Origin of the sequence: Streptomyces sp. NRRL B-24572 (assembly GCF_002156145.1) — a bacterium.
GTDB lineage: Bacteria > Actinomycetota > Actinomycetes > Streptomycetales > Streptomycetaceae > Streptomyces > Streptomyces vietnamensis.
Genome location: NZ_MWIG01000496.1, coordinates 1 through 6459, shown reverse-complemented (window position 1 = coordinate 6459; position 6459 = coordinate 1). Strand labels below are relative to the sequence as shown.

The following is a 6459-nucleotide window of genomic DNA, read 5'->3' as shown; positions in this document are numbered from 1 at the left end:
AGATCCGCGCCGACGTCGACGCGTACGTCTCGTACGTGGTCCACGACGAGTGGACATACATGTCCGAGCACGGCGAGCTCAGCGACGAGGGCACCGTGCTCCTGGAGAAGGTGCGGCGCAGCGTCACCGACTACCAGCCGGCCAACGACTTCGAGGGCCAGGCGTACCAGCCCCTCGTGGACCAGGTCGGCGTCGCCGACGACGCCCGGAACGCACGCGGGCAGAGCGCGGGGGAGACGATGCCGGGGGTGGTCTGGTTCGGCCTGATCATCGGGGCCCTGGTGACGGTCGGCCTCATCTTCACCCTGCAGATCCGCAGAACGGGCCGGGAGCTGCTGCTCGCCGGGCTCTTCAGCGTGCTGATCGCCTTCCTTCTGTTCCTCATCTGGGACTTCGACGCGCCGTTCGGCCGGGGCATCTCGGCCACCGCCGCGCCGTTCACCGATCTGTTCCCGCAGATCACCCGCTGAGCCGACCCGTGCGAGTGGGCCGTCCGGGGGACCTGGATGCCCCATTCGCACGCCTGGGATCGCGGCTGTGGTAATGCGCTCCTAGCGTTTCGGGCATCGAGGGGCACGGTCCTTCGCGGGAACCCCCTCCCGCGGCTGCCCCTCGGAACCCGGAGGATTCACCATGCGCGCGATACGTGCCGCATCCACTGCCCTGCTGGGGGCGGCCGCCATCGCCCTGGCCGCCCCCGCCGCCCTCGCGGCGGACGGTGCTCCCGCGACGAACCCGCGGGCACCCGGGGCCAAGGCACCGGGCGATTTCGTCGTGTCGCCCTCGGTCGTCGCCCCGGGCGGCCGTCTGACGCTGAGCGCTCCCGGCTGCGCCAGTACGGCGACGGCCTCGGCCGGCATCTTCGACACCGTCACCATCGCACCGGGTGCGACGGCGTCCGCCACCGTGGACGCGGACGCCAAGCGCGGCGCCGTGTACACGGTGCTCTTCAACTGCACGGGTGGCGTGCAGGACACCGTCGCCCTGACGATCAGCGGCACCCCCACCGCCACCCCGACCATCAGCGCCACGATCCTCACTCCCCCGCGCGGGGTGATGGGCGGTCTCGGCGGCTCGATGGCTCCCACCTCCACCGAGATCGCCGCCGGCGGGGCGCTGACCCTGGCCGCGGTCGGCGGCACCGCCTACGTGGCGCTCCGCCGCCGCTCCCGCGCCGCCCGGCGTCACTGAGCGGGCGTCATGGCCCGGGAGCGGTGCACGGCCTCCCCGGACGCCCGTCGCCCCCGGATCCCGGCCGGGACTCGGGGGCGACGGGCACAGCGGGCCGACCGGGAGGTTCGGTCGGTCAGACCCCTGCGCCGGTCAGGCGCCGACGGCGGGCGATGAAGAGTCCGCCGCCGAGTGCGGCCGCCGCGACGAGCGAACCGCCGACGGCCATCTCGGTGGAGCTCGGGGCCATCGAGCCGCCGAGGCCACCCTGCGCGCCCTGGCCGGCGAGGACCCGGAACGACTGGGTGAGCGTACGGCCGTTGTTGCACTGGACGGCCAGGTTGTACTGGCCGGGCGTGGCGTTGTTGAAGATGCGGACGGTGACGGTGGACACGCCGTTGACGGGGGCGGGGAGCGTGGTCGTCGCGAAGGCGTTGGACGTGACCGTGCCACCGGGGCAGCCCCGGACGGTGATCGTGAGGAGCGCGCCCTGGTGGACCGCGAAGGGGGACACGGTGACGCCGTTGGAGTTGTCTCCGCCCCGCTCGACCTGGAAAGAGCTGACCGTCACGCTGCTGGGCCCGTTGGTGGCGGTGGCGAGGGGGGTCGCGAGTCCGAACGCCGCGAGCGCGGTCGCCGTCACCGCCAGAGTGCGTGCAGCACGCATGGTTGAACCTCCTGTGGAAGACGCCCCAAAGCGGTGCTCCGGGAGATTCGACGAGTACGCCTTCCATGACGAACCATCACAAGCCGGTGCGAGCCGTGCATGTCGACGCTGGGCCACCCCGGTGAGGCGACACGCCGGGGACGGGAGCCCCTGAGGCGCCGGAAGCGCAGGTCACAGCCTTCCGGGGTGCTTATCTGACGATTACTCGGATGGGTCAGTCCGGCTGTCACCCACCTGCGCCAGGGTGCGCGACCGCGGCGCACGGCGGGCGAAGGCGCGTGCGCCGGGACCCGGACACCCGTCCGGCGGCGGCCCCCACCCGTTCGCGCCGTCCGGCGCGACGGCCCGTGCGACCGCCCTTACCGTTCTGACGACGCCGAGAAGGGAGAACCATGCCCCCGAAGGACTTCCGCGTCTTCGAGCGCAGGAGACGCCAACCCTGGGGCGTCCTGGCCCTCGCCATGCTGTCCGGACTCGCGATGATGCGCAACGGGGTGGACGCCCCCCTCGGGCCGCCGCAACCCGCGGCGGCGGCCCGGCCGGTGGCGCGTCCGGTCGCCCCGCCGCCCGCCGCGAGCACCGGTCTGGAGACGCTGCCCTACGCCCCGGCGTCCCGGGTCAAGATCCCGGCGATCCAGGTGGCGGCCCCCATCATGGACGTGGGGCTGGACGCGGACGGCTGGGTGGCGGCCCCGCCCCCGGAGGACCCCAACCTCGCCGGCTGGTACCAGAACGGCATCGCCCCCGGCATGCGCGGCACCTCCGTCCTCGTCGGCCACGTCGACAACACGAAGGGCCCGGCGGTCTTCTACGGCCTGGGCTCCCTCCAGAAGGGCCAGCACATCGAGGTCGAGCGGTACGACGGCCGGGTCGCCGTCTTCGAGATCTACGGCGTCGAGGTGTACGCCAAGGACAACTTCCCCGGCGTGCAGGTCTACGCCGACAACGGCGAGCCGGAGCTGCGGGTGATCACCTGCGGCGGCGGGTACACGCGCGCGCGTGGCTACGACGGGAACGTCGTCGTCTACGCGCGCATGGTCGGCTCGCGCTGACCGCCCGTCAGGACGGAAGGGCCCCGGCACCTGAGGTGCCGGGGCCCTTCCGCCGCGCCCGGGCGGTCGGCGTACGGACGCGGTTCAGCGCCGGGGGACGGTGATGTGGTAGCCGGCGTCGAGGAGTTCGGGCAGATAGCGGCGGAGCGCGGCCACGCTCTGGGAGCGGTTGCCGCCGGCGTCGTGGGAGAGGACGACGACGCCGGGTGCGGCTCCGTCGAGGACGCGGCGGACGATGGAGTCGGTGCCGGGTTCCTTCCAGTCCAGGGTGTCGACGGTCCAGGCGAGCGGCTCCATGCCGAGTTCGGCGCCGATCTCGAAGGAGAGCCGGTTCCAGGCTCCGTAGGGCGCCCGGTACCAGAGCGGGGGCGTGCCCAGGGCCTTCTCGATGACCTCGCTGGTGGAGCCGAGCTCGTCGCGGATCCGGGAGGGCCGCAGTTTGGGGACGAGGGGGTGGGACCAGGTGTGGTTGCCGACGACGTGGCCGTCCGCGTCCATCTCCCGCAGCAGGTCCTGGTTCTCCACGGCCATCTCGCCGCAGACGAAGAACATCGCCCGGCAGTCGTAGTGGCGCAGGGTCTCCAGGATGCCGGGGGTGTACCGGGGGTCGGGACCGTCATCGAAGGTCAGCACCATCGAGCGGCCGACCCCGGACATGCTGAGGAAGGGCCGCTGCCGGACGGGCGGCATCGCGCGCCGGAAGGCCGGGGGCGCGTACGCGGTCATGGGCTGGAGCCGGTACGCGGACGGGCGCGGACGGGCGGCCTGCGGCCCCGCGGCGGGGCCCGCGCGCCCCGCGCCGGACGTGCCCCGGGGGGCGGAGGCGGCGTCGGCGGGCGCCTCGGGCGCGGTGAACCGGTCCGCCGCGAGTGCTCCGACGGTGACGGTGGCCCCCAGGGCGGCGGCGAGGCGCAGCACCCCGCGCCGCCCGATGAACATCTGGTCCTTTTTCATGACCAATGGTTCGTACGGGCGAGGGTCCGCACGGCTCCGCGACACCGACCGCCTGTCCGAAAACACCCGATGAGCCGATAGCCTCGAAGGGTGAGCGAACAACAGTCCGATCGGTTCGAGCGCGGCACCGACGGCCCGAAAGTGATCATGGCGGGGATCGACGGCTCCGCCTCCTCCCTGCGCGCCGCGGCGTACGCGGCCGGGCTCGCCCGGCGCCAGAACGCGCTGCTCGCGCTCGTGTACGTGCAGCCGGTGATCCCGGCGGGCGCGGCCCTCGGCGCGCCGGTGGCCGGGGCGACGGAGGAGATCGCGGAGGGCATCGTCGAGGAGATCCGGACCTCCGCGGAGCGGGTGAAGGACCTCTGGCAGGTGCGCTGGGAGTTCCACACGTTCAAGGGGGACGCCTACGCGGGCCTGGTCCAGGCGGCGGAGGAGCTGACGGCGGACGCCGTGGTGGTGGGCGCCTCGGAGTCGGCGGGCCACCGCTTCGTCGGCTCGGTGGCCGTCCGTCTGGTGAAGGCGGGCCGCTGGCCGGTCACCGTCGTGCCGTGACCGGCCCGCCCGCCCGCAGGACGTCCTAGTCCCCCATCACCAGGCCGTCCTTGTCGGCGCCCCGGCCGAGCACCACCTGCCGGATCGTCTCGCGGATCTCGACCTCGCGCGCGTCCCCGGCCTCCGCCGCTCCGAGGTTCACCACGCGGCCGTGCGCCGTGTCGAACCACTGGGGGACGAACTCCGCCTTGGTGACCTCCCAGCGCCCGCCGGCGGTCCTGGGCGGGGCGAAGGTGAAGCGGCCGATGCTGCTCATGTTGCCGCGCGCGTCGTAGGCGCCGTCGTGGTTGATCATGTCGCCGGCGATCTGGTCACCCATCCCGTAGACGATCCACGTCCCGTTGACCTTCTCGTACGCCTGCGGGACGTGGGCGTGGGTGCCGATGATCAGGTCGATGTCCGGGCGGCCGCCGCTCTGCGAGGAGGTCAGCGCCCGGCCGAGGGAGAGCTGCCGCTCGTCGGGCTCCGTCTGCCACTCGGTGCCCCAGTGGACGCTGACCACGACGACGTCGGCGCCGGCCGCGCGGGCGGCGCGCGCGTCGGCGATCACCCTGTTCTCGTCGAGCAGCTTGACGGCCCAGGGCTGCCCCTCGGGCAGCGGGTGGCCGTTGGTGTCGTAGGTGTAGGCGAGCTGGGCGACCGTGGCGCCGCCGGCCTTGAGGAGGGTGGGCCGTGCGGCCTCCTCGGCCGTACGGGCGGAGCCGGCGTGCCGGACGCCGGCCTTGTCGAGCGCGTCGAGGGTACGGCGCAGGCCCGCCGCCCCGTCGTCGAGGGTGTGGTTGGAGGCGGTGGAACAGGAGTCGTAGCCGGTGGCCTTGAGCGCGGCGGCGATCTCGGGCGGGGACTTGAAGGCGGGGTAGCCGGTGTAGGGCCCGCCCTCTTCCCCGTACACGGTCTCCATGTGGCAGATGGCCAGATCGGCGCGGGAGATGAGGGGCTTGGCGCCGGAGAACATGGGGACGAAGTCGTAGCCGGCCTCGTCCGCGGCCTCGGCGGCCCGCTGGATGATCGAGTCGTGCGGGAGGACGTCGCCGGAGGCGACGAGGGTGAAGCCGGTGGGTGCGGAGGCCGCGCCGGGGGCGGCGGAGTTCGCGGTCCCGGTCCGGCCGGTCGCGGCGCCCGGGGTGGTGGTACCGGCGGCCGGGCCGTCCCCGGCGGCACAGCCGGTCGCCGCCGCGAGCAGGAGTGCAAAGAGCGCGGCCACCCGCGCGGGTCTGGTGCGTGAGGTCATGTACGGCACTCCACCCGAATCATGTGATGAACATCTGTTCTGGCGAATTGACCGCCCGGGAAAGCCGCAGTCAAGGGTCAAGGCCGCACGGGGTGACGAACCCCGCTGAAACGGACGCACCGACTCCGTTCGACCGTTCGCCGTGCCATTCGCCGCTCGGTGCGACCGTTCGTCGCAGACCGCTGTCCGTTCCCTGTCCCTCACCGTCCGGATGCGCTCGTATACGGCCGACGACGAGCGGCGGGAGAGGCGGGCAGCATGACGACGGCGACGACGGCGAGGACCGACGAACTGACCCTGGAGGAGCTGCAGCGGGACCACGGTCCGGCGCTGCTCTCCCTCCTGCTCTCCCTGACCCATGGGGACCGGCAGCGGGCCGAGGACCTCGCCCAGGAGACCCTGGTACGGGCCTGGCTGCACCCCGAGGCCTTCGACGGCCCCTACGCCTCGATGCGCCCCTGGCTCTTCACCGTGGCCCGTCGCCTCGCCATCGACGCCCGCCGCTCACGCCTCGCCCGGCCCGCCGAGATCGGCGACGGCGTCCTCGCGGTGACGCCGGACCCCGCCGACGCCACCGCCTCGGCCGAGGCCGCGCTCGACGTACGGGCGGCCGTACGGGAGCTGAGCCCCGAGCACCGAGCGGTGCTCGTCCGGCTCTACTTCCACGGCCTCACCGTCAACGAGGCCGCCGTCGAGCTCGGCATCCCCGCCGGGACCGTCAAGTCCCGCTCGCACTACGCGCTGCGGCAGCTCGGCCGCTCCCTGCCCGGCTACCGGCCGCGCCGCGCGGCCGTCGCCTGAGCCCACGTCCGGGGCCGTCGCCTGAGCCCACG

General features: G+C 73.4%; 7 protein-coding genes and 1 pseudogene. 5 read left to right on the top strand and 3 right to left on the bottom strand.

The features are described 5' to 3' along the window. Positions 1–470, top strand: a pseudogene (locus CCN56_RS27630) (DUF4239 domain-containing protein); the annotation flags it as partial. 163 nt (positions 471–633) lie between these two features. After that, positions 634–1191, top strand: a complete 558-nt coding sequence (locus CCN56_RS27625; RefSeq protein WP_086830651.1) for a hypothetical protein — start codon at positions 634–636, stop codon at positions 1189–1191. Between the two features lie 115 nt (positions 1192–1306). Here CCN56_RS27625 and CCN56_RS27620 read toward each other — a convergent pair whose 3' ends face one another. Continuing rightward, positions 1307–1837 carry a hypothetical protein gene (locus CCN56_RS27620; RefSeq protein WP_086830650.1) on the bottom strand — a complete coding sequence of 177 codons (531 nt, stop codon included), beginning with the start codon at positions 1835–1837 and terminating at the stop codon, positions 1307–1309. Positions 1838–2229: 392 nt separating this feature from the next. On the opposite strand from CCN56_RS27620, the gene CCN56_RS27615 reads away from it, so the two are divergent. After that, positions 2230–2889 carry a class F sortase gene (locus CCN56_RS27615; RefSeq protein WP_086830649.1) on the top strand — a complete coding sequence of 220 codons (660 nt, stop codon included), beginning with the start codon at positions 2230–2232 and terminating at the stop codon, positions 2887–2889. A gap of 84 nt (positions 2890–2973) precedes the next feature. Here the strand turns inward: CCN56_RS27615 and CCN56_RS27610 are convergent, their stop codons facing one another. Then, positions 2974–3843, bottom strand: coding sequence for a polysaccharide deacetylase family protein (locus tag CCN56_RS27610; RefSeq protein ID WP_256962176.1), 870 nt, complete (start codon positions 3841–3843; stop codon positions 2974–2976). A 90-nt stretch (positions 3844–3933) separates the two neighbouring features. On the opposite strand from CCN56_RS27610, the gene CCN56_RS27605 reads away from it, so the two are divergent. Continuing rightward, a complete protein-coding gene (locus tag CCN56_RS27605; RefSeq protein WP_086830647.1) occupies positions 3934–4395 on the top strand; it encodes a universal stress protein in 462 nt (153 codons plus the stop codon). A gap of 25 nt (positions 4396–4420) precedes the next feature. On the opposite strand, the gene CCN56_RS27600 is transcribed toward CCN56_RS27605, so the two are convergent. After that, positions 4421–5626, bottom strand: a complete 1206-nt coding sequence (locus CCN56_RS27600) for a CapA family protein (protein ID WP_086830646.1) — start codon at positions 5624–5626, stop codon at positions 4421–4423. Between the two features lie 258 nt (positions 5627–5884). Between CCN56_RS27600 and CCN56_RS27595 the strand changes: the two genes are divergently transcribed. Beyond that, on the top strand, positions 5885–6427 hold the full coding sequence (locus CCN56_RS27595) for a sigma-70 family RNA polymerase sigma factor (protein ID WP_086830645.1): 543 nt from the start codon (positions 5885–5887) through the stop codon (positions 6425–6427). The last annotated feature ends 32 nt before the right edge of the window (positions 6428–6459 follow it).